This window comes from Peribacillus butanolivorans, assembly GCF_001273755.1.
Taxonomy (GTDB): domain Bacteria; phylum Bacillota; class Bacilli; order Bacillales; family DSM-1321; genus Peribacillus; species Peribacillus butanolivorans.
Genome location: NZ_LGYA01000001.1, coordinates 1978096 through 2002075, shown reverse-complemented (window position 1 = coordinate 2002075; position 23980 = coordinate 1978096). Strand labels below are relative to the sequence as shown.

Here is a 23980-nt window from a genome sequence, read left to right as displayed (position 1 = left end):
CAGCCCTTTTTCATTGACTAATTCGGTAAAAAAATTCTAGTAAGATCCAGCATCACTTTCATATTATTGTCAACATGACTCCAAAAGCATAATAGCCAATACGAAGCTAAAGCTAAACCCTTGAAATTGAAAAAAGACCTCTTCTATTAAACAATAAGAAGAGGTCTTTTAAACTATAAAAAACACCCTCCTCATCTTTCAGGCGTATTCGCCTGCTGGATTTGGCACAGCACTCCTATTAAGTCTGCTGCCGAGACATCTTCGGGCCAGTCCCTCCGTCTCTCTTGATAAGAAGATCCAAATTACGTAATGATATTATCAAATGTTCCGATGTCTACGAGTAAAGAATCAGTCAGGTTAACAAGTTCACTGCATTGTTCATTGCTAAGTTGTCTTTTTGCAGCCCTAGCTTTTCATCCATTCACTCTAGGAAAGTGACATCGATACCCGCATCGAAAAGCAAATATAAGAGTACAGTATTTTGTGTATTTCCGCAAGGTGTAGCCTAAAGTATTTTATAAGGAGGTTTTTTCAAATGAGTAAAGAGGAACTTATGAACGATGATAAAGTACTTCATCTTTAATAGGAAAAGAGGAAAACAAAAAGAGGTCCTAGGACCTCTCAGCAAATTTGGTGTATTAACTTAGGTGAATTATTTTTAGGTGAGTTCACATCAGTTGATACCTCAAAAGCTTCCATCTGTTCAGTATCAAATGATTTTAAGTATTGCTGCAGATATGCAGTATCATTAATTGAAGGATCCAGCCAAGTCTTTTCATCTTCAGGTTTAAGTATAACTGGCATGCGATCATGAATACTAGTCATTAGCTCATTCGGAGTAGTGGTAATAACTGAGCAGGAATATATCGTGATACCTTCAGGTGATTTCCATGATTCCCAGAGACCAGCCATTCCAAATGGGGCATTACTCTTAAGTTTTATTCGCATAGGTATTTTACGTTCTGGTGCCTTCTTCCACTCATAAAAAGAGTCGGCAAGTATCAAACACCGTTTCTTCTTATACGAATTCTTAAAACTTGTTTTCTCAGCAATGGTCTCCGCTCGGGCATTAATCATCTTGTAGCCCATTTTCTCATCTTTTGCCCAGTAAGGTATGAGTCCCCAACGAAGATATCCAAGTCGATTCCTAGATCCGTCATTAATAACGGATAAAACAGAGTGAGAAGGTGCTATGTTGTAGCTAAATTGGTACTCGGCATTAAATGGCGCTTGAATATCAAACCTGTCAATTATTTCTTCAATGTCAGTGAAAAGGGTGAAACGCCCGCACATAATATCGCCTACTGTTTTAAGATTTATTATGATTGTAACAAATGGAGAGTTCAGTAACAAATTAGCGTTCTAAAATCCTAATGTCAGTAAAAGGTTGATTAAATAATTCGCTAGTAATCAATAGTGTGCCAAGGACTTCTCTTTCATCTTCAGCTTTAATAATTTCTGACAGAATTAATGTGCTGCCATTCTTAACTGTAACATTATATTCATTCAAAGTTTCACCCCCTGATAAGACTTGATAATTGTTATTATAAACCAAAAACTCACTTGTAAAAACTAAAGAGCACCGTCATCAATTAACTAAACGAAAGGAGAAAAGCATTGAAAACATACGTTCAATTATGCATTTTTTTTAATCTAGTGATCAAGTGAAGAGTTAATTTCATCTCGTAGGATTACTAGTTATTTACACGAAATCCCCAACCAGGTTCTCATAGTTAATTCGTTTTTTGTCTACTTCATATAGGCTGCACTAAAGCCCATAATTTCGATGGTTATTACTGAATGATTTATTATTTCAACACAAGTATGCGTTTGTTTTAATTACTTATATGTATAGAGTGATCGCTATTAATCTATAACTGGGGATCAGCTTCAAAAATTCACCCTTTTCTTATTAACTTAATTTCATTTAAAAATTAAATGTAAAAAATATAATCCTCCGGTAAGACCCTTTTTAAGAACTTTCTTGTTCTTTCTTCTTTTGGTTTCACAAAAATATCTTTAGGTGATCCTTCTTCTACTACTACACCAGCATCCATAAATATTACTCTGTTTGCTACATCCTTTGCAAAAGACATTTCATGCGTGACTACTAACATGGTTGTTCCTTCTTTTGCTATTTGCTTCATTACTGTTAAAACTTCACCGACTAGTTCAGGATCAAGTGCAGAAGTTGGTTCGTCAAATAGAATAATATCAGGATTTAAAGCAACTGCTCTCGCGATGCCAACCCTTTGTTGCTGACCACCTGATAGTTCAATAGGGTAAGCATTGTATTTTTCTGACAGACCTACTTTATCTAATGCTTTTTTACCAATCTCATTTGCTTCTGCTTTCGCAATCTTCCTTCCAATAACAAGACCTTCTGTCACATTTTCTAATGCCGTTTTATTATTAAACAGATTATAATTTTGAAATACAAAAGCTATCTTTTGCCTAATTCCATGAATCGCCTTTTTTGATGCTGTTTTAAGATTTACATCAATATCCCCAAAAATTGCATGTCCTTGATCTGCTTTTTCAAGAAAGTTAATGCATCGAAGTAATGTTGTCTTTCCTGAACCGCTTGGGCCCAGAATTACTACCACGTCACCCTTTTCTATTTTTAAATCTACACCTTTTAAAATCTCATTTTCTCCGAATGATTTATGGATATTTGTAATTTCTAACATCATGTCCACCTCCTGCTTCATTTCAAATACCTACTGCTCTATACCTACTTAAACGTTTTTCATACAGCTTAAATAAATACTCTACTAAACTACATAAAATCAGGTATACAAGAAAGATATCAATATAAGCCTCAACGTAATTGTAGCCTACATTGGCAGCTACCTTGGCTCTTAGAGTAATTTCTTGCAATGACAACGCATATCCTAGAGATGTTGCTTTAATTAGATTGACTGTTGCTGTACAAATATTTGGTAATGCTACAACTAATGTCTGTGGAATGATAATTCTTCTAAATGCTTGGACATTTGTTAATCCGACTGAATAAGCAGCTTCTAGTTGTCCCTTACTCACTGTGCTTATTGCTGAACGAAACACTTCTATTAGAATAGCTGTCGTATTCAATGAAAAAACAATGAATGCGTACCAAATCGGATTTACATCGTATACATTCATTTCGATGTTATACTTTTCAAATATCGAAGCTAGCAATAAGGGTACACTGCTATAAATAATAAAAATTTGAATTATGACAGGAGTTCCTCTTACAAAGGAAACATATATCTGTGCTACACGATCTAAAACCGGAAATTGATTTATTCTTGTTAAAGCAAGCAAAAATCCTAACGGAAGCGCAACAAGTAAAGCTACAATTGTAATGAATAACGCCGTGGGCACCCCTGATAATGCTACAAAAAAGGTTTCCACTAAAAATTTATAATCCAATCCTTCTGACACTCTGTCACCCCCTATGTAGTTGTTATCACTTGTTTTCCTTTACTAAATACCTTTTCTAATTTTAAGAATAGTTGTTCAATAGCAATTGATAATATCCAGTAAATAACAGCTAAAGCAAGATAAATTTCTAATGCATGAGTATTATAATTCCCAGCGATTATAAGCTCTGCTTTCCCCATGATATCTATCAATCCGATTGTATATGCTAGGGCCCCTTCTTTCATCAACTCAAGTAAGCTGTTACCGAAGTTTGGTAAAGCAACTACAAAAGCTTGCGGTAAAATAATTCTCCAGTACGCTTGTGTATTACTTAATCCTACACATACTGCAGCTTCAAATTGCCCTCTATCTATAGATTCATACGATGTTCTGATAACCTCAGACATGACAGCTGCAAATTGAAGCGAAAAGGTAATAACAACAAATACCGCTTTGTCAATGTCGTTTAGGTTTACGCCAAAATTATCTGCAATTGCTGGAATCCCATAATAAGTTAGAAATAGGAGAACAATAGATGGTGTACATCTTAATATTGTTGTATACCCATAGGCAATTTTCTTAGCAATTTTACTATTTCCTATTTTCATGGCTGCTAAGATGAAACCTAAGATTGTCCCGAATAGGACCGAGAGACCAGCAACCATTAATGTTACTTTTAGAAAAGGAATTAACATTGGTACTGACTCAACTATGTAACTTACATCAAAGTATTTTTCCATGTTTCACCTCCATCTTCTTTTTCCTATTGACAAGGTTCAATATTTAAAACGTAATCATTCTTCAATATTAGAGGTATATATACAAAAACTTGCCACTTCTTTACTTTTTAGGTTTGAGTTGAGGTTACTCACCAAAAACCTAAAATAAGAAAGTGACAAGTATAGCCTCAATGATTTACTTTTTTTAGGCTCTGTTAGATTAAAGTGTTGTTATCTTTTTACAGTTTCCAATACCTCAAACAAATCTCTGCCGTAAAATTCTGTACTTAACTGATTTGTCTTCTTTTCTTCTTTTAACTTTTTGATTGCTACATCATAAGCGTCTGCAAATTCTTGTTCTTTTTTGTTAAACAATGGCCAAGTTTTGATTACTGCGAATTCATTGTAAACGAGATCATTTTTTAAATTATGATATGGACCATCTTCTGCTACTTGCTTCTTAAAAGCTCCCTCAATTGCTATTCCACCGTCTACACGACCTTCGTTTACCCATTGAACTACATCAACTGTGAATGCATCTCCGGCTTTTAATTTTACTTTATTGTCCTTATTGGCCTGGTTATATTCATCAACAATTGTATATTGCGCGTTGTTTGCAGCAATTGGTGCTAAAGAAAAACCAGCTGAAGCAAAGTCTTTCAGATTTTTTATCTTTTCATTTTCTTTCTTTAACACAAGTCCTGCACTGCTTAACCCAAGGAATTCTTTAGGAAAAATAAACTTCTCTGTCCTTTCCTGTGTCCAGAAAGCATTTTTAACCCCTGCTTGATATTTACCTTGTTCAATGCCTACTAATAAGTCATCACTTGATGTCCCAATATATTCAAATTCGTATTCTGGAAGTAATTTATCAACCAATTTCATAACTTCTACATCGTAACCAGTTGGATTTCCCTTCTCATCTAACCAAGACATTGGTTTTGACGCTTGGTCATATGCTATTTTTACCTTTTTTACTTCTGTGTCGCTACTACCTTCATTTGTATTTGCTTCTTTTCCGGACGATGTACTTGAACCGCATCCTGTTAAAAGGGTTACTAATGCTAAACCGGTGACTACCACATTGAAAAACTTTTTACTTTTCATAAAAAATCTCCTTCTTTTGTTTATTTGTATAATGCTTATTACATACCTTTAACTATCCTCATATAGCAGATCCACCTGCTGCCCTTAAATACCAACTATTTTGGTAGGTTAAGTATGGTAACTGATAATTCAAATATTAAATTGATAATATTTTAAAGTCAATGTATTTTTTGGAAATCTCCAACTTATTATCTACTGGATATAAATTCCTTGACAACTTAAACCATCACAATTAACATTTAAACCAATAAGAATAATAGGGATTATTTTGTTAAACTACTAGGTAAACCTTTTAAATAGCAGGAGGGCAAAACGTGATTAACTTATTTATTAAAACAGAGAGTCAAAAAACGTGGTTACATAAGTTACATGAACTAGAATCAAAATTCAAAAATAATTCTGCTCAAATTGATGAATTAGCAACCTTTCCAACAGAACACATTCAAGATTTAATTAATATGGGATATACAAGTTCAACTCTTCCCAAAGCCTATGGTGGCGGAGGTTTAAAAATATATGACATGATACTCCTTCAAGAAACATTGGCTAGTTTTGATGCAACAACAGCACTTTCCATTGGCTGGAACCTTGGAGTGATAGGCGAACTTTTTGAAAAAAAGAGTTGGACAGATAAACAGATAAACTTTTTTGCTAATGAAGTTCTAAATGGTGCCTTAGTGAATCGTTCAGTTAGTGAAGCACAAACAGGAAGTCCAACCCGGGGAGGGCGTCCTGGAACAAAAGCTGTCAAAAAAGAGAATTCTTGGGTTATTTCAGGACGTAAAACTTTTACAACCATGTCCCCAGTATTAACTTATTTTCTAGTATCTGCATGGATTGAAGAAAAGCAAAAGGTTGGATTTTTTCTCCTACATAAAGATTTAGTAGGACTAACCATAGATGAAACATGGGACGTAATTTCAATGAGGGGAACTGGAAGCCATGATCTGGTTCTTAAAGAGGTAGAAGTAGATGATTCAAAACTAGTCGAACTTCCTGAAATACCAAGTGGCAGCCAATTGAATGCATGGATTCTTCATATTCCAGCTTGTTACCTTGGTATTGCGCAAGCTGCAAGAGATTACGCTATACAATTTGCTAATAATTATTCGCCAAATAGTCTAAATGGACCTATTAGCCAGCTGGCAAATGTCCAACAACTTCTAGGAGAAATTGATGTAGAATTATTGAAAGCAAGGCATTTCTTATATAGCGTTGCAGAGGCTTATGATGATGAATCACGAAGAGCTCATATCACCAATGAGCTTGGAGCTGCTAAACATATTGTTACAAACGCAGCAATTACAATTGTCGATAAAGCCATGCGAATAGTCGGTGCAAAAAGCCTTCATCGAAGCAATCCTCTTCAAAGGTACTATAGAGATGTAAGAGCAGGTTTACACAATCCTCCAATGGATGATGTAACAATAAAAAAATTAGCATTATCTGCAATTGAACAGGAGAAATCTAATTTTAGTTATCCTGCACCATCAAAATAATTTTTGGGGTAAAGAGCCTGTCCCCTTCATAAAGAATAATGTAGCTAAATCAGGTTTTTTAAATTGAATTTCAAACCGGATTTAGCTTAATTCGTCGTATAGTTAATCTTACTTATATTGAATGAGAGGGATTTTATGATCAAGCTGCTTCAACCTTCACTTGCGTTATTTCTAAGTCTGCTTTCGCTCGCGGGCTTTATTTTGATTGCTTACTTAGTAAGCAGTCAACAGATTCGTGCGTTACCTGAATCAAAATAATTCAAGTAAAGTATTTCTTGGCCCGGGATTAACCCTTTAGTTGAATCGACCGGTTACAGCTTTACAAGCGTTCATGCCATCAATGCGATTGCTTTGTATGGTTTTCTGGCTTTCTTAATATGGCAGTACTTATCAAAAAGATCAGCCGAACTATGTTAATTTTTATAAGTGCGATATTTATCCTAACAATCGGCTTTAGTCGAATTTATCTGGGTGCACACTACCCAAGTGATATCCTTGGCGGCTTTTTTACAGGTGGGTTTTGGCTTGGTAGTACAATCTGGATTTATCAGCGATATAAGATGAGCCTTGCACCGAATGCTTCATAGAAAAATGTCCAAGTCTTTTAGCCATCATTTCCCAAAAAATAATTCCCCTTATGCATATAGCACAAGGGGAATTATTAACATTCATTTAGGGTTAAGACTACTATCACTTTCAAACTCTTCGTTCTCTCAGGGTATTATTCAACTATTATGGAACTTAAAACTTAGAGTGAAAAATTAATTCGTAACACTACCATCATCGTCGGGATCTTCAATATCCGCCGGATCTTTTTCCAATAGTGCCTCTTTATCTTTTTCGTTCCATTTTGCTTTATATCCTAATGATTTCGCTACTTTTATCACAGGTAAGTACGATTTTTTATCTGGTCTAAATGTTTCTAAGTCCCCGGTTCCAATTACACCCAAACCAAGTAGCAATTTGTCTGATTGGATATAGGGTTTTTCATTTATCAGTTTCATTTGTTCAGCTGTATAAGGATAAACGGCTCCATTCACTTTTAAGGTAAACGGTCCCTTCTTTTCTTCTTTTATTTCTTTTGGTTTTTTCGATTTATAGGATACATTATACACTCCTTGAACAGTTCCTTCTCTCGTATTGTCGGCTCCTCCATACATTTTCCCCTTTTCATAATCAAAAATAACAGCTTGCACATTTCCGATATGTTGGGGTTTTTCTTCATAAACATGGCCTTTTGCCATTAACTCCAACCTTGTATTTTGTTCAATTCCCGGTTCCCATCTAACTGTCGGATAACCAGCGGAATAAATACGTGGCGCAAGTATCGCATCTTGAATTAGCATTTGATGATCAAGCACATTCATAATCGTTTCAGATACCGATGCGATTATCGTCGCCCCGCCTGGTGAACCAATGGCCATGAAGGGATTACCATCTTTTAATACGAAGGTCGGGGACATACTGCTTCTCGGTCTTTTTCCTGGCTCTACTTGGTTAACGCCACCGGGAGTCGCATCAAAATCCGTCATTTCATTATTAAGCATGAATCCATAATCAGGTACCATGATACCTGATCCGAATACTTGCTCGATTGTAGTCGTATAAGCAACCATATTTCCCCACTTATCCATGACAGAAAAGTGAGTCGTTTGTCCGATCGGAGTTTTCTCTTCTTTTACCTTCTCCATTGAAGTGGGTTCTGTGCCCTCATACTTCCATGGATCGCCTTCTTTTACATCAGCCGTTGATCTATTTGGATTAATGAGTTTTCTTCTTTCTTTTATATAATCTTCATCCAATAGTCCTTTTGTTGGTACATCATAAAAATCTTCATCTGCCATATAGGCAGCGCGATCGGCAAAAGCTAGATGCATGGCTTCGGTTAGATAATGAAGATATTCAGGGGAGTTCGCCCCCATCTTTTGTACATCGAATCCTTCCATTAGCTCCAGGATTTGTTGGACAGTCAAGCTGCCTGAACTTGGTGAAGCTGCCCCTGCCAATTCGTATCCTCTATATTCCGATCTAATCGGTTCTCTTTCTTTCACCACATAATTCTCTAAATCCTCTGTTGTCATTGTTCCTTCGCGTTTTTGCACTTCTTTGGTAAGTGCTTTACCAATTTGGCCACTATAAAATACTTCCGATCCTTGTTTTTTAATTAATTTCAGCGTCTTTGCCAGATCTGGTTGAACGAGGGTATCTCCCTCTTTCAAGGGTTGGCCGTTAGGAACAAACACATTTGCTGCCGCTTGATTATTTTGAAGTTTTTTTACATTTTCATCGATGTATTGAGCTGTGATCCAATTGACTTTAACCCCTTTTTCTGCTTGTTTAATTGCTGGATCTATTACTTGAGATATATCCAACGTTCCATATTTCTCAAGAGCTGTTTCGACACCCTTTAACGTTCCTGGAACTCCTACTGCTTTTCCAGTAGTGTGACGCTTACTAAAAGGAATTGGTTTTCCTTTTCCATCTAAAAAAAGTTCAGGCGTTACATTTTGCGGGGCCATTTCGCGGCTATCGAGCATCGTTATTTTATTTTCCTTTTTATTATAAATCATGATAAAACCACCGCCGCCGATTCCAGACATCATTGGCTCAACTACATTTAACGATAATTGAATGGCAGCTGCTGCATCGACTGCATTTCCACCTTGTTTTAATATTTTTATACCTGCCTCAGCAGCTAACGGATGAGAAACTGATACGATTCCTTTGGTTGCTCCCCTTCCCATTGACTTATCCACTCCAGGGACACTTGCAAAAGCCGGTGTAATCATACAAAAGAAACTGAAAGTAACTAAAATAAAACTTTTTATAAATTTCATAAATTAGTCTCCTTTCAAAATGATTATAGATCCATTGTTTCTAAAAACAAATGCATAACTAATGAAACTTTTACTGATCTTCACAAATTCACAAAGGGCTGTTACAGGATTCGACTACATTCACTATTACCAGATGGAATGTGCGTGATGTACTCTCTACTATATAAAAGCAGTTTGAACTGACTGAAGCACATTCTTTTATTCTCTCTTTTGTCAAAATATGAATTGGAAACTTTACCTCATCAAGCCACCCCCTTAAAATCAAAAACTAAAATTTGATTTAGATTTCTTATGCTATTAAAAAAAACCAATACCTGCTTTTCTTCAACTCTAGTATTTATTGATACCATTCATGTCCTTACGATTATAGTCACAAAGAGTGCAAACACATACCTTACACCCTCTGCTGCCATATAATATCGTTGCAGGTATGATTTCTACATATTTTGTTTATGTTCCAATATATTAGAACTGTTATCCTTGTCTCGATTCCTCAAATATTGTAAACCAAGTAATATTACAAACGTAGTTAATCCAATAATGTCCGAAATTGTTTCAGGATAGATTAATAGCAACCCAACCACGATAGCAAGGATTCTTTCTAACCAGTGCATCCCCCTCACCCAGTAACCAATTACACCGGCTCCAATTGCGATCATACCCGTCATTGCTGTAAGAACAACCCATACAACTTCCATCCAAGTTGTATCAATCATTAGCATTTGCGGAGAAAGTACAAAAATGTATGGAATGATAAATGCGGCTATTGCCAGTTTTGATGACTCTATCCCAGTTTTTATCGGTTCTCCACCAGAAACTCCTGCAGCTGCAAAAGCTGCTAATGCAACTGGTGGTGTTATGTCTGCAATTATTCCAAAGTAGAAAACGAATAAATGTGCCGATAAATCCGGTACACCTAGTAAAATTATTGCAGGGGCCGCAATTGTGGATGTGATTACATAGTTTGCAGTTGTCGGTGATCCCATTCCCAAAACAAGTGCTGCTACCATCGTTAGCATAAGTGTTGGTATTAAATATCCACCAGACAAATCGATTAAACCATTTGCCAGCTTTAGCCCTAATCCCGTTTTCGTCACAATTCCTACAATAATACCAGCTGATGCAGTGGCAGCTGCTACTGCAAGTGCTGTACGAGCTCCATCAACTAATGCATAAATAATATCAATGAATTTCATACGTACATCTTTGTTAATAAAGCCTACTATGACAGAAATGACAATTGAGTACAGTGCAGCATGTGTAACCGTTATATTTGACATGAGTAATAAAACAATGGCGATTATCGGAATTAATAAATAAATCTTACCAAATACTTCTTTCTTACTAGGCATTTCTTCTTTGGTTAACCCACGCAATCCAAGTCTCTTCGCTTCAAAGTGTGTCATTATCCAAATTCCTGAAAAGTAAAGTATGGCTGGAATGGAAGCTGCTTTAGCTATATCCCAATACGTAATCCCGTTACCAATAAACTCAACCATTAAAAATGCAGCAGCCCCCATTATTGGCGGCATTAATTGACCACCTGTTGAAGCAGCTGCCTCTACTGCACCAGCAAATTCCTTTTTATATCCAAGGTTTTTCATCATCGGAATCGTGAATGCTCCTGAAGTAACAACATTAGCTACAGAGCTTCCGCTTATCGTTCCTTGAAGAGCACTTGAAAAAATTGCAACCTTTGCAGGCCCTCCTATTCTTCTACCAGCAATCGCTGTTGAAAGATCATTAAAATATTGACCAACCCCTGTTCGAATAAGGAAAGAACCAAACAATAAAAACAGGAAGATAAATGTAGATGAAATCGCTAAAGGTGTGCCTAATATCCCCTCCGTAGAGAAAAACATCGTTTGTACCATACGCTCAAAGGTTAACCCACGATGTGATAAGAACCCAGGCATATATTGGCCAAAAAGTCCATAGAGAACAAATACTATGGCAATAACCATAATGGGAAGACCTACTGCACGCCTAGTAGCCTCAAGTACAAGTAGAATCGCTACTAAACCAACTGCAAAATCCAAAGTGCCTAAACGACCAACATTCATAACGAGATCCTCGAAAAATAATGGCCAATAAGCGCCTACTCCAATACTAAGAACAGCTAAAATAATATCGTACCAGGCAATTTGGAACTTTCCCTTTTGACGATTCTTGCGGTTTGCGGGGAATAGTAAAAAAATTAAAGAAAGTGCAAAACCTAAATGTATCGTCCTTTGAATTTGTGCTGTAAAAACACCAAAAACAGCCGTATATAATTGAAATAATGAAAAGGCTAAGAGACCGATAAAAGCAATGTAACCCAAAATACCTGTTAATTTCCTTGTTCCCGCTTCAGGATCGTATTTTTCTAATAGTTCCTGTTGTTCTTCTTCCGTTAAATACTTCGCTATTTCGTTATCATCAGCCATTTATATTCACTCCATTCAATTGTTCCCAAAATGAGATTTTTTTTGGAGAAATTCTGATCCATGTGCCTGGCTTAATAAAACTTGAAATTGTGTATGTACACCCCTTATAAATTAACCGATGATTTGCTCTAACTTTCCCTATTCTTAAATCGATATATGCAAATTGGCGATTCATATTTTTTATATAATAAATGCCATCTTTCTCTTCAAATACTTCCTCACCTTCTGCATTAGAAGGCATACCAACTGCAAAATCTTTATATGCAAGCTCGGTTAGTTTCATTTTCTTGTCGGATAAGTGATATGTTTCGAGTACTTCTGATAGGTGAATAGAGTGTGTATACTTTATTTGAACGGTTTTTTCTTTTTTCAACGGTAAATATGCTAGTAATTCCTCTTGATCCTGGTAAGAAAAAGCAATGACTTGTTTATATGGAAAGAAGAATAGACAAGCGCTAAACAATAGTAGAGGTATACAATAAATCGTAAATTTCTTCACTCTCATAGATACCCCTTTCAAAATTAGGAATCTTTTTTCTAGAAAACAAAAGTCGATAGAACACATATAGCGTACTACCGACCATTATAGTGTTTACTGAGTAACACCTTTTTCTTTAAAGTATTTAGCTGCCCCAGGATGAAGCTCCATATCCCCTAATCCTTCAAGTGCCGTTTCAGGTGTAATGAACTTCCCTTTTGCATGTGTGATTTTGTCTGTATTTTCATAGATAGCTTTTGTCATTTCATATACTAATTCTTCATCAAGATCCTTTGATACAACTAACATTGCTTTAACAGCCACCGTTTTAATGTCAGATTTTATTTTATAAGTGCCACTAGGAATGGTATCCTCTGCATAGTATGGATATTTGTCAACCAATGCTTGAACTTTGTCGTCTGCCATTGGAATAATGACAATATCATTTTGTACAGATAACGCTTCAACCGCACCAGTTGGTGTACCTGCAGTTATAAATGCTGCGTCAATATTACCTGCCTGGATCCCGTCAGTTGACTCATCAAAAGATAGGTTTTGTGCTTTAATATCTTTGTCTGATAATCCATGAATTTCTAGAATTTGCATGGCATTAATGTATGCTCCTGATCCAGGTGCGCCCACTGATACTTTTTTCCCTTTTAGATCACTAACTGATTTAATTCCACTTTTAGCTGTCGTTACAAGTTGTACTGTTTCCGGATATAAAGAGCTGATTGCTTGGATATTATCAATTGGTTTTCCTTCAAACATTTCTTTACCTTCAATTGCATATGCTCCGATATCTGTTTGCGAGAAAGCAATTTCAGCTTCTCCCACTCTCAAGGTTTCCATGTTTTCAGCTGAAGCACCGGATGTTTGGGGTGTTATATTCGCCTTTGTGTTATCAGAAATGATATTTCCAATTTGTCCACCAAGTGGATAATATGTACCACCAGTTCCGCCAGTCAATAAACTTAAGTTTTGGCTTCCACCGCCGGAGACACCTTCTTTACTGCCACTACATGCTGTCATGATTCCGATAAGCATCAAGATACTAACTAATAAAAAGCCACTGTATAATTTTTTCATTAAAATCCTCCTTTTGCATTTTTATCACCTTTTAATAGATGATATTGTTAATATTCTACCGACCACCTTGATTCCCCTGCATTTTCCAGTTAGACCTTAGTACTGAAAAATCTCTAGGAATAAATTATTATTTCTTACAAAATCAGCAAAAAACAAGGCGTAAATGGGTCAAAATACTGCGAATAAATTAGAAAATTCAATCATTTGTGAGTGGAAATCCCTAATTATACAGCTCCACCCTTTATTAAAGGATAATATTGACTCTTCTATATTAGAAATATATTATTGTTATAAACTTATAAGTGTTCATTATAAAAATTACCTTTTTGGCAGTGATTCTTGAAATCCAACTGAAGTGAGTGATCATATGAATTTTCTATCTCTACGCTATTTTATAGAGATTTCTAACCATCTTAGTTTCAGTGAGGCATCCAAAACCCTGCATATTTCCCAACCCGGGCTAAGTCAACAAATCTCTTCCCTTGAAAAACAACTAGGTTTTAAACTTTTAAATCGAACAACAAGAAAAATCACATTAACAGAGGAGGGAGAGTACATCTATAAAAAACTCGCTCCTTCCTTCGATGATATTGAGAAAACGATCAATTACATAATTGAAAACAAGATTATCCCCAAACCTAAAATAGAAATCGCTACCGTACCCTCTGCAGCTAGCATTTATATCCCAAAGCTATTAAAAAAGTTTCTAGGGGAATATCCTGATGTTGAATTTTATCTACATGAAACAACATCATCAAGGGCTGTCAAACTAGTTAATCAACAAAATTATCACATCGGGTTTATCCGAACTCCCATTCACAATAACATAATTGCCCATGAAGGATTGAACATGATTGAATTCAAAAGGTTTCCATTACAATTAGTGGTTTCAACAGTTCATCCACTAGCTCAAAAGGATTCTATACACTTATACGAAGCAAAGGATGAATCTTTCATTCATTATGATGCTGTTCAAGCACACTCCCTTCAATTTCTATTGGAAAAGGCTTGTTTAACTGCTGGATTTTCTCCGAAAGAATTATGTAAAGGATCGGAATTATTAACTATAGCTAATTTGGTCTCTAATAACCTTGGCGTTGCTCTCATGCCCAAAGATATGATTGGTTTGTTAGGGACAAGTAACGTTAAAGCTTTAGACATCGATAACACTGAATTAACTAGTTCCATTTCAGCGATATGGAAAAACACCGAAGATACGTCATTATTAACTAATCAAATTTTGCAAACTCTACAAAACGATCCAACGTTTTACGATAAATAAGAGTTTTTTATTTTGATCCAGAATAAACATTAGGTTATTTAAAAAAAAGAGGCCCTACCAAAAGTAAAACCTTTGGTAGAGCCTCTTTTACATAAATTTATATTGAATATTCAATATAAATTATAATACAAATAATATTCCCGCTTTGAACAAATACGTTACTTGATAATTCCCCCTTTCTTTAAGTACTCCCTTCTATAACCAATATTTATAAGTATATAAAAATTTACTATTTTTATTATTGATCTTACCATGTTAGCATTTTTTTATACGATATTTGAAAGGATGAGAGATTATTGACTAAACAAAATTCTGAATTTTCAGTATTCGGACTTGGCCCTATTGGTATAGAAATTCTCCGCAGTGCATACCAAACTAATCCACACTCGATTATTGGTGTTATAGATATTGATCCTGAAAAGATTGGAAATGATATTGGGTTATTAATCAATGAAAAACAAACAGGACTAAATGTAGTATCCAGTATACAGGAAGTAAAAACGAACACAGATCATCCTGTCGCCCTTCATGCAACCGGTTCTAACTTACAACAAGTATGGCCACAAATCAAAGAACTTCTAGATCATGGTTTTTCAGTCGTTTCTACCTGCGAACAGCTTTCTTTCCCCTGGGACCGTTACCCTGAACTTGCCAAGGAAATAGATGATTACGCTAAGGCTAAAAGGCTTAGTGTCATTGGGACTGGCATTAATCCAGGATTCATCATGGATACATTGGTCATCTGTTTTTCAACAGTATTAACAACGGTCAATAAAATAATTGTCAACCGTAGGGTAGATGTTTCAAAACGACGCATTCCCTTACAAAAAAAAGTCGGGATCGGTATGCCCAAAGAAGAATTTGAATTCTTAGCTGAACAGAATAAAATTGGGCATGTTGGACTTGAAGAATCTGTCAGATTAATCGCTTATGGTCTCAATTGGAACCTTACAAGTGTAAAAAATACAATTGAACCGACGATTGCTGGAGAAAATATTACCGTTCCACTTACTTCCTTAAAACCAGGAGATGTAAATGGCCTTCATCAAGTATCCAAGGGCAAGACCTCAAATGGAAGGGAAATATGCTTGGATTTGACTATGTCTGTTGGAATTAATCAAGAAGATGAAATTATTATTGAAGGAAACGAAACGCAAAGATTGATCATTCCAAATGGAATTTTTGGAGATACTGCGACCGCTGCAATGGTTATCAATACCGCTAAGCAGATCGATGCTATTCGCAAACCAGGGTTACTTACCATGGCTGACATTGGAGTGCCAAGGAATATATATCAATCCGAATTTGCACGTATTTAAATGCAGAAACAGCACCACTTGGACGAAGTGTAACCTACAACAGACAACACAGAATATGTTCATTTCTTCAATAGTTTATTATTCCTTGACGTGTGCGAGAATTCTAGATTCGAAAATAGGATGATTCCCGTACACGTTTCGTTTCTTATTCGACGAATTCCCCTAATCATTTCCAACGATGGTTTAGTTCATTTTATTTGTTCCCTTACAAGAGTAAATATCGTATTTTAACAGTCTACGTGGACGGATTAAATTATAAAATAAAGTATTGTTTTTTATGTGTCACAAGAAACTCTTTACTAAAATCGTTATCCAAGTTAATAACCTCGTACGATTTATTCATATTAATAATTGAAAACAGATAATGCCAACTTACCAAGGATTGGTACTATTCCAATGATTGAACGATATACTTCTTTATCTCTCATCTAATCCCCTTTTATAAACATAACATGCAAAAATAGATAATATAAACCTATCATAAGTGTGATAACAAAAACCCAAAAAACCACCATAATCGTAAATGATTAGAGTGGTTACACAAATTATTCCCTTAGTTGAGATGAAGCCTTCACACCTTCAAGGAACCAAGTGGTAAAAGGTTTACCTAAGAAATAACAAAGAAAGGTCTGCTCATGGTTGTTTCCGTTCGGGAATGGCTTTCCATAGTCCTATCCCTCAACTTTTAGAAATTCCAAGTAAATCTTATGTAAGTCATAATAAATAAGGAAACAAAAATCAGACAGTATAGTACTGAATTGAATTGGGGGACATACAAAGTTTATTAATCTGCTACTTCTTTTTCGGTTTTAGTTTACGAAGTTTGAGAACCTAGTTTCAATGAAATTCGTCTGGCGGCATTCGTTACTTTTTCAATTAATTCCGGCAAGCGATCTTCTTGAAATCTTGCATCAATTCCAGCTACGCTTATACCTGCTACAATTTGATTTTTACCGTTAAGTATTGGTGCACTTACGGATTTTGTATAATCCTCTAATTCAGATGAAGTAATCGTATACCCTTTCATTCTTGCATCTTCCAAAGCATGACGGAGTATTTTTTCATCTGTTATCGTTCCAATAGCAATTGGTTTTAATTCTATATTTTCGAGATATGCTTCACGCTCTTCTTCAGACAAATAGGCGAGTATTATTCGAGAGTCACCTGCGTACAGTGGTGAACGCCTTCCGATTGAAGTATATAAACGAACAGGATGCAACGTATCTACCTTTTCAATATACATGGCTTCGTTAGTATCTCTCACAATTAGATTCACAGCTTCTTCAACATCATCTCGAAGTTCTTTCATAATGGGGTATGCGATTTTTCTTATATCTAAACGCTCTCCTACGAGTTGTCCAAACTGCAAGAATATTAGCCCAAGTGAATAATAACCATCATCATCTCTTGTTAAAAACCCCATTTCTTCTAATGATCCAATCATACGGTGCAGAGAGGTTTTTGGGAGGCCAGAAAGTTCCAGCATTTCATTAAAAGTGAGCTTGGAATGATTCATGAAAAGGTTAAGAATCTGCATTGACTTTACAACGGTTTTATTTTGTGATTGCATACATGGCTCCTTTCATGATTTTAGTATTTTTATTAGTGCAGTAGATAGAAATTGTTGTTCACCTTTACTATCAATTTATTATAAAACAAAGCACAAAAGTTGTAATTGAATAAGACTGTTTTCGCATAGATTGTTATTTTGAATAAATGCTCTGAGCACATATTCATATTAGCTTCGTAGCGGTTTTCTTCATAACTTTCAACTTTTGTTTGCTTGTATATTGGAAGCTTTCGCCATGGGCTATTAGCTTAACAGACCCCTTAAGAGGACCTTTAATGGGAATATTATCTTAATGCGTAAAGCTATCAGTAATTCCTTGCAGCTAAATTTACTTGATCGTTACAAAAAAAAATTTCTCTACAAAGGTATTTCCAAAAATACTTTTGTCCCTTTCTCCTCAACAGAATGAAAGGAAAGGTTTCCACCGGCAGCTTTGGCTCTCTCTTCCATACTGAATAAGCCTACTCCACGGGTAACCTTTTCTAAATCAAATCCCTTTCCTTCATCCTCTATAACCACATGAATTTCGTCATCTATTTCCCGAATCGTCACTGTTGCTTCTTCGGTTTGAGCATATTTACGAATATTCGTTAATGCTTCTTGGATTACACGGTAAATGGTAATTTCTTTGTTTGTATTCAGACGGCAATTTAAATAGCAGTCAAAATGGATCTTGATATGATGATGCTCTGAAAACCGGACCAAATAAGAGCGAATGGCTGGGAACAAACCAAGATCATCAAGTACTGATGGCCGCAGTTCCCATGATAGGTGTCGGAGTTCTTCGATAATTTCAGTTGCTTCATCTCGCATCTGATCTAAAAGAGGATGACTCATTTCTGTCTGCAGCCTGTTAATAGTGATGAGATGGCTGTATAAGTTTTGTCCGATACCATCGTGAAGCTCTCGAGAAAGGCGTTTCCTTTCATCTTCCTGAACATCAATGATTTTTCCCGTCATTTTCTGAATCTCTTCTTCCGCAATCTTCCTCTTGGTCACTTCATAGCGAATCGCTAAATACTGGTATGGTTTATTGTGATCATCAAGAAACGGAACTATAGTCGTATCTACCCAATAATAGGTTCCACCCTTGGTCTTATTTTTAATCTCACCTTTCCATACTTTCCCCGATGAAATTGTTCTCCAAAGATCATTGAAAAATTCTCTAGAATGAAATCCCGAGTTAATAATTCGATGATTCTGTCCAATCAGCTCTTCCTTTGAAAACTCCGAAATCCGGCAAAATTGATCATTAACAAATTTGATGGTCCCTCTTTGATCGGTTATTGCTACAATTGATGAAGCATCCAAAGCAAATTGAAAATCGACAAGTTTATTTACGGACTTTTTCAGTTCCTCTACAACTCGTTTATATTCGGTAATTTCCTTCCGAATTGCCAGGTATTTATAAGGGCTCCCTATTTCATTTAAGAAAGGGACAATTGTGGTATCTACCCAATAATAGGTTCCATCCTTTGCTCTGTTCTTAATTTCGCCCCTCCATACACTTCCTGTCGAGATTGTTCTCCAAAGATTTTGCATAAATTCCTTTGAATGATAACCTGAATTGATAATTCGATGATCCTTCCCTATAAGTTCTGCTGCTGAATATTGGGATACCTCACAAAATTTCTTGTTAATGGATTGTATCTTGCCTTTTTCATCTGTAAAAGCGACAATCGTTGATTCATCGAGTGCGTACATTAAATCAACCAGCTCATTTATGGGATAGGTTTGCTGTTGATTAAGTCGTGATTGGTCTTTCACTTTATGGAACACGACTAAGTAATAGACCTCTTTTTCAAGCGAAAAAGCATTCACCCTGAAAAAAAGTGAAAAAGTATGTCCATCTCTGTGGATTCCGAACTGGTGGATTATTTCCCCTTCCCCACTGGCCTGAAGATTTGCTCCTGGCATAAGATTCAAAAGTTTTTCTCCTATTAATTCATGATTTAAATAACCAAAATTTTCATATACCTGTTGATTCGCAAAAGAGATGACGCCTGATTCATTAACGATAATTGTCGCTTCGCTGGACCCAAAAGAATTCTCTTTTTTCATTTCCAAATGATTATTCCAGTCCATACATAGTCCTCCTGTTGCCGTTAAATTGAGCTGTTTAATTCCTTTTCCAATCTTTTCGCTGCATCAAGGATCGTATGCTGGTCACTTTCAGAAATAGGCTGTTTTGTTCTATTACCTACTAATAATACACCTTTGAGAACACCTTTAAATTGAATTGGAACTGCGAAAGCGTAGCTGAGATTTTCCGCGAGCATGATAGGATATTCTAGTGCTTTGCCCAGAATATTATTAGGAAAATCTTCAATTCCCATTGGTCTGCCTGTTGATATTACCTTACCTGCTATCCCTTTTCCATATCGAACTGTTATTCTTTTGTATTTATCATTTCTATTCCCTGCGGCATAATGCCAGCTTACGTCTGGACCGTTGCTGTTTTGTAAAGCTAGCCCAACAAAATCACAGTTCAATTCTTCTAATACTTGTTCACACGCTTGTTTAAATGGTTGATCTTTTCTCGATTTATTGCATACGTTAAATTCCATACCCTAATAGCCCCTTTTTTAAAGCAAATGAAACAAGTTCAGGTCTTGTTTTCATCTGAAGCTTCTCCATCAGGTTTCCTTTATGGGTTTCAACCGTTTTCACACTTATAACAAGCTGTCCGGCAATTTCTTTATTGGAAAATCCTTTCGCAATCAATGTCAGGACCTCTTTTTCACGGTCCGAAAGCAGATTGAAAGTATCAGAGGTCCCCTGCTTCACACTGCCTATGTATACTTCCATTAACCTTTTAGTTGCAGATGGATGAAGGTAAGCATTTCCGGTCGATACAGAGCGAATAGCTACCAATAATTCTTCATGTGGTGCAGTTTTTAAAATACAGCCTGAAGCACCCGCTTGAATAGCTCTGAACAAATATTCTTCATCATCATGCATAGTAAGTATTAATATGGCTACTTCAGGCATTAGTTTTTTCAGTTCTGAAGTTGCTGATAAGCCATCTTTCCCATGAGGCATGCTTAAATCCATGACTACCACATTTGGCTGGAGCTCTAGTGCTTGCTGTATTCCTTCGTTCCCCTCGGAAGCTTCCCCTATCACTTCCATATCAGCATGATTATTTAATAACATCTTTAAGCCCATTCTTACAACGGCGTGATCATCGCAAAGCAAAATTTTTATCAAAGCTGTTCCCCCTTAGCTTTGTTCGTATATGTATTGTTATAAATGAATATGAAACAACAACGGGGATTGCTCAATTAGCAAACCCCCTGTTTCATTTTAATATAATGGAAGAGAAATCTCTATAGATGTCCCTTTATCTATTTTTGAAAATATGGTACATTTTCCGCCAATCAAATGCATTCTTTCACTCATGGCTGCAAGCCCGCTCGACTTATTCATAGCCGTTTCCACCTCAAACCCTTTTCCTGAATCTTTAATCATAATCAATAACCTGCTTTTTTTCCATTTGAATATTATACTTGCCTTCATCGTATCAGCATACCTTGCTATATTCACTAATGCTTCCTGGCAGACTCTGAAAAGTGTAATGCTATCTCTATCAGAGATTTGCGATTCAACACCCAGATTCTCTACCTCAACTTCAATGCCATATGTTGAAGTGTATAATTTTATATAGCTTTTCATAGCAGAAATTAGCCCCAGAGTTGTAAGGGTAGGAGGATGCAATTCTACAGCCAAGAGCCTGATTTCTTGAATTGTCTTTTCCAATAGCTGGTTCATATCACCTGCATAGCTTTTCATGGCAGGCTGTTCGATTGCCTTTTCAATGAGCTGCATACCTGTAAAGAGACTGTAGAGGGACTGTCCCACGCCTTCATGAAGCTCCATTGCAATTCGTTTAATCTCTTCTTCATGAGTTTGAATAATATAAGAACTGATGTTTTTTTTGAGTGGCTGAGTATTCATTCTCACCCTCCTTAATCGTTTGTCGCAAATTATCGGGCAGGACGACTAATACGAGACGTCCTCTCAAAAGTTACGCTTTCGGTCGAGCGATGTAAAAGCTGACAAAGAGTTTCTGTCCTTAGGGAAAGTTTGCACTAGTACTTCTTTTACGTCGAAAACTCCGCTTCAAGACTGGGATTCAATGATCTACTGCACATTGATTTTTTATGCTTTTTTCACTTTATGACTTGAAATGTCACTAAACATCCCGGCATATTGAACAACATCCCCAGCATCATTCTTTATTGCACTAATTGTCAGCCATTGTAGATATTGTTGTCCATCCTTACGGCTATTCAAGATTTCACCTTGCCAGAAACCATTTTTTTCAATGGATTTCCATAAATCCTTATAAAAAGTTTGGGGCTGTTTACCTGACTTAAGTATACTAGGATTCTTTCCAATTACTTCATTTTCCTGATAACCCGTAATCCTTGTAAACGCAGGGTTTACTGAAATGATTTTACCACTGGTATCGGTGATCAAAATGCCTTCTATTGTATGGTCAATCACTTCTTTGGCAAGCTCCATTTTACCTTGGAAATACATCCAGACGACTAAAATCAAACTTGCAAGAGCAACTTCTGACAATGCCATGAACCCGATTGCATAATGGCCTGTGATATTGAATAACAAGGATAGAATTAACGGCGGGAAAAATCCTCCCAAACCGCCCATTGCGGACACTATACCATTCACAATACCAGCCTGTTTTTGGAAATACATGGGCACTAGCTTAAAAATAACACCATTTCCCATTCCAGCACATAGAGCAATACTTAAACAGCCAAATGTGTACCAGCCAAGAGATGGAGCAAAGGATAGGATCATTGCTGAAATCGTATAAACTCCAAAAACAAACATGAGCAGAATAAGAGAATGGAAGCGGTCGGCAAGCCACCCGCCAATTGGTCTCATAAGAGTAGCAAGGACAATAAAGCCTGCTGTCCTTATACCGGCATCAACTTTATCTAATCCAAAGTTCGCTACAAGAAAGTTTGGCAGGTAAATAGTAAATGCAACAAAAGAACCGAATGTTATAAAGTAAAATAAGCTTAGCAGCCATAGTTTTTCATTTTTGTAGACACCCTTAATTTGTTCTAAAAGCGGTGTTTTCACTCTCAGTTCCCTTTTATCTCCTAATAGGAAGTTACCTGCAATAAAGACTGCCAAAATTACAAGGTAAAGCTGCACGGTTGTAGACCAGCCAAACTTCGTAGCTACAACAGGTGCTGCAAACGCTGATATAGCCGTTCCGAGGTTCCCTGCACCGTAAATTCCGTTTATAAAGCCATGGCGTTCCTTAGGATAATACTTTGGTAAAGAGGTTACTCCTACAGAGAATACGGCTCCCCCAATACCAAGAAAAAGCCCTCCAATCAACAAATCAGCAAGAGAGTCCGCGATACTGATATAATAAACAGGGAATAACAGCGAAATAAAGCTAATCAGGAAAATTTTCCTAGCCCCGAACTGATTGGCGTAAAAGCCAAGAGGAATGCGAAGAATAGATCCTAAAATAACCGGAACAGCTGTTACCAGTGCAAGCTGACCATCCTGTATAGCGATATCTTCTTTAATAAAAGGCAGCAGGGAAGAAATTAATACCCACACCATAAATCCTACAACGAGATTTAAGGTTTGTAATGGAAGCTGAATTTTTCTAAACATCCTGACCACTCTCTCTTCTAATTATATATTGTAAACCCGAATTTTCATCAAAAGCTGACCACTCATTTTCATTTTTAGTCACATTGGATAACAATGGGACAGCGAAAAAGTTAATGTCGTCAAAATAAATACGCAGATGTGTTATGTCAGGACAAAGCTCCACCTTAACAATCGTTTTAGAAACGAAAGGAGCTTTATCCTGGCCATCATCATCTAAGATGGCTACTCTTGCTTTTTCCGATACTAATGGTTGTATATCTTCTACATTAATTTGTTCCACAGGTATTGCACCCTCTCTTTGCCATGTAAACATTCATCTGATAACCCTGCAAATATTTCCAGAATGTATCTTTTGCATGATTCTCGATAAATTCAATTGTTTCCTCTTCAGACTCCCATCTGCTCATTCCCTTTACTTCGGCAACTACAATATCAACCCCATCTATTGACTTTTCATCTAAATACCAGTTAAGACGGACATCTTTAAAAAGGTCTGAAAGGAGCTTATCGATTTCAGTAGCAAAATTTCCAGATGCTTCTTTTATAAAACAAAAATCAAGGTATGTTTCACTGTTCATTTGA

Annotated in this window: 23 protein-coding genes and 1 riboswitch; of the genes, 5 read left to right on the top strand and 18 right to left on the bottom strand. The window is 36.4% G+C overall.

Annotated features, from left to right (window positions below; translation table 11 throughout):
- Positions 1-188 precede the first annotated feature (188 nt).
- Positions 189-294: riboswitch (SAM riboswitch) on the bottom strand.
- Between the two features lie 327 nt (positions 295-621).
- The 6 genes from AKG34_RS09370 to AKG34_RS09350 all read right to left on the bottom strand — a co-directional run bounded on the left by AKG34_RS09370 (position 622) and on the right by AKG34_RS09350 (position 5231).
- Positions 622-1293 (bottom strand): SOS response-associated peptidase, encoded by a 672-nt coding sequence (locus AKG34_RS09370; protein ID WP_053345832.1) that lies wholly within the window; start codon positions 1291-1293, stop codon positions 622-624.
- A 61-nt stretch (positions 1294-1354) separates the two neighbouring features.
- Positions 1355-1510, bottom strand: a complete 156-nt coding sequence (locus AKG34_RS27925) for a hypothetical protein (RefSeq protein ID WP_157443964.1) — start codon at positions 1508-1510, stop codon at positions 1355-1357.
- A gap of 424 nt (positions 1511-1934) precedes the next feature.
- Positions 1935-2690, bottom strand: coding sequence for an amino acid ABC transporter ATP-binding protein (locus AKG34_RS09365; protein WP_053345831.1), 756 nt, complete (start codon positions 2688-2690; stop codon positions 1935-1937).
- A gap of 22 nt (positions 2691-2712) precedes the next feature.
- Positions 2713-3426 (bottom strand): amino acid ABC transporter permease, encoded by a 714-nt coding sequence (locus AKG34_RS09360; protein WP_236694902.1) that lies wholly within the window; start codon positions 3424-3426, stop codon positions 2713-2715.
- An 11-nt stretch (positions 3427-3437) separates the two neighbouring features.
- Positions 3438-4145: an amino acid ABC transporter permease gene (locus AKG34_RS09355; protein ID WP_053345830.1), complete on the bottom strand. Its 708-nt coding sequence runs from the start codon at positions 4143-4145 to the stop codon at positions 3438-3440.
- Positions 4146-4355: 210 nt separating this feature from the next.
- Positions 4356-5231, bottom strand: coding sequence for a transporter substrate-binding domain-containing protein (locus tag AKG34_RS09350; RefSeq protein ID WP_053345829.1), 876 nt, complete (start codon positions 5229-5231; stop codon positions 4356-4358).
- A gap of 317 nt (positions 5232-5548) precedes the next feature.
- Between AKG34_RS09350 and AKG34_RS09345 the strand changes: the two genes are divergently transcribed.
- The 3 genes from AKG34_RS09345 to AKG34_RS29270 all read left to right on the top strand — a co-directional run bounded on the left by AKG34_RS09345 (position 5549) and on the right by AKG34_RS29270 (position 7317).
- Positions 5549-6730 carry an acyl-CoA dehydrogenase family protein gene (locus tag AKG34_RS09345; protein ID WP_053348053.1) on the top strand — a complete coding sequence of 394 codons (1182 nt, stop codon included), beginning with the start codon at positions 5549-5551 and terminating at the stop codon, positions 6728-6730.
- A gap of 135 nt (positions 6731-6865) precedes the next feature.
- On the top strand, positions 6866-6988 hold the full coding sequence (locus AKG34_RS29275; RefSeq protein ID WP_269083728.1) for a hypothetical protein: 123 nt from the start codon (positions 6866-6868) through the stop codon (positions 6986-6988).
- 44 nt (positions 6989-7032) lie between these two features.
- Positions 7033-7317, top strand: a complete 285-nt coding sequence (locus tag AKG34_RS29270) for a phosphatase PAP2 family protein (protein ID WP_269083757.1) — start codon at positions 7033-7035, stop codon at positions 7315-7317.
- Between the two features lie 174 nt (positions 7318-7491).
- Here the strand turns inward: AKG34_RS29270 and ggt are convergent, their stop codons facing one another.
- From ggt to AKG34_RS09325, 4 genes are all read right to left on the bottom strand, one after another.
- A complete protein-coding gene (gene ggt / locus AKG34_RS09340; protein ID WP_053345828.1) occupies positions 7492-9567 on the bottom strand; it encodes a gamma-glutamyltransferase in 2076 nt (691 codons plus the stop codon).
- A 437-nt stretch (positions 9568-10004) separates the two neighbouring features.
- On the bottom strand, positions 10005-11993 hold the full coding sequence (locus tag AKG34_RS09335; RefSeq protein WP_053345827.1) for a TRAP transporter permease: 1989 nt from the start codon (positions 11991-11993) through the stop codon (positions 10005-10007).
- The gene (locus AKG34_RS09330; protein WP_407946251.1) at positions 11986-12492 is read right to left on the bottom strand and encodes a DUF1850 domain-containing protein; all 507 of its coding nucleotides are present in this window, start codon (positions 12490-12492) and stop codon (positions 11986-11988) included. Before AKG34_RS09330 ends, AKG34_RS09335 begins: the two co-directional genes overlap by 8 nt.
- 93 nt (positions 12493-12585) lie before the next feature.
- A complete protein-coding gene (locus tag AKG34_RS09325) occupies positions 12586-13560 on the bottom strand; it encodes a TAXI family TRAP transporter solute-binding subunit (protein ID WP_053345825.1) in 975 nt (324 codons plus the stop codon).
- A gap of 367 nt (positions 13561-13927) precedes the next feature.
- Between AKG34_RS09325 and AKG34_RS09320 the strand changes: the two genes are divergently transcribed.
- Together AKG34_RS09320 and AKG34_RS09315 are read left to right on the top strand one after the other, a co-directional pair.
- Positions 13928-14842, top strand: a complete 915-nt coding sequence (locus AKG34_RS09320; RefSeq protein ID WP_053345824.1) for a LysR family transcriptional regulator — start codon at positions 13928-13930, stop codon at positions 14840-14842.
- 296 nt (positions 14843-15138) lie between these two features.
- On the top strand, positions 15139-16161 hold the full coding sequence (locus tag AKG34_RS09315; RefSeq protein ID WP_053345823.1) for an NAD(P)H-dependent amine dehydrogenase family protein: 1023 nt from the start codon (positions 15139-15141) through the stop codon (positions 16159-16161).
- An 814-nt stretch (positions 16162-16975) separates the two neighbouring features.
- Here the strand turns inward: AKG34_RS09315 and AKG34_RS09310 are convergent.
- The 8 genes from AKG34_RS09310 to AKG34_RS09275 form a co-directional block, all read right to left on the bottom strand.
- Positions 16976-17731, bottom strand: a complete 756-nt coding sequence (locus AKG34_RS09310; protein ID WP_053345822.1) for an IclR family transcriptional regulator — start codon at positions 17729-17731, stop codon at positions 16976-16978.
- Positions 17732-18088: 357 nt separating this feature from the next.
- The gene (locus tag AKG34_RS09305) at positions 18089-19816 is read right to left on the bottom strand and encodes a sensor histidine kinase (RefSeq protein WP_053345821.1); all 1728 of its coding nucleotides are present in this window, start codon (positions 19814-19816) and stop codon (positions 18089-18091) included.
- 20 nt (positions 19817-19836) lie between these two features.
- Positions 19837-20298, bottom strand: a complete 462-nt coding sequence (locus AKG34_RS09300; RefSeq protein WP_053345820.1) for a GAF domain-containing protein — start codon at positions 20296-20298, stop codon at positions 19837-19839.
- The gene (locus AKG34_RS09295; RefSeq protein ID WP_053345819.1) at positions 20288-20941 is read right to left on the bottom strand and encodes a response regulator; all 654 of its coding nucleotides are present in this window, start codon (positions 20939-20941) and stop codon (positions 20288-20290) included. The genes AKG34_RS09300 and AKG34_RS09295 overlap by 11 nt, the downstream gene beginning before the upstream one ends.
- A 96-nt stretch (positions 20942-21037) precedes the next feature.
- A complete protein-coding gene (locus AKG34_RS09290; protein ID WP_053345818.1) occupies positions 21038-21688 on the bottom strand; it encodes a sensor histidine kinase in 651 nt (216 codons plus the stop codon).
- A 204-nt stretch (positions 21689-21892) separates the two neighbouring features.
- The gene (locus tag AKG34_RS09285) at positions 21893-23398 is read right to left on the bottom strand and encodes a nitrate/nitrite transporter (protein ID WP_053345817.1); all 1506 of its coding nucleotides are present in this window, start codon (positions 23396-23398) and stop codon (positions 21893-21895) included.
- Entirely contained in the window at positions 23391-23711 is a 321-nt protein-coding gene (locus AKG34_RS09280) for a hypothetical protein (RefSeq protein WP_236694899.1), read from the bottom strand. Before AKG34_RS09280 ends, AKG34_RS09285 begins: the two co-directional genes overlap by 8 nt.
- Complete coding sequence (locus AKG34_RS09275) at positions 23665-23976, bottom strand: hypothetical protein (RefSeq protein ID WP_053345815.1); 312 nt, start codon at positions 23974-23976, stop codon at positions 23665-23667. The genes AKG34_RS09280 and AKG34_RS09275 overlap by 47 nt, the downstream gene beginning before the upstream one ends.
- Positions 23977-23980: the final 4 nt, after the last annotated feature.